We start from the raw sequence: 268 nt of genomic DNA, 5'->3' as shown, positions 1-268 counted from the left end.
GTCATTCTGACAATTGCAAGTCAAACACTATCACAATTAGCTTTGGATTTCACAGAGCAGTATATGTTTACTTTACTAGGTTCGTTCCGTAACAAGATGATATTTGGTGATGTAACACCATATGATGCGAAAATTTTCTCTGACATGTTTGGTGAGAAAGAGGAATTTAAAGAGGCAGAATCCGAACAGGGCATTTCCCCTATGCAAGAGAATCCAGTTAGTCGACTAGGATCAACTTATCAAAAAACGAAAGAAGTTGTTATGTCAC

At 37.3% G+C, this 268-nt stretch carries 1 protein-coding gene; it reads left to right on the top strand.

The window, feature by feature from the left end; translation table 11 throughout:
- The coding region (locus tag KVT27_RS24850; protein ID WP_217582194.1) for a TraM recognition domain-containing protein at positions 1-268 on the top strand (268 nt) is incomplete at both ends.

This window comes from Lysinibacillus sp. GbtcB16, assembly GCF_019091145.1.
Classification (GTDB): Bacteria; Bacillota; Bacilli; order Bacillales_A; family Planococcaceae; genus Lysinibacillus; species Lysinibacillus fusiformis.
Note: the sequence above shows the minus strand (reverse complement) of the source record. Positions and strands in the feature narration are given on the sequence as shown.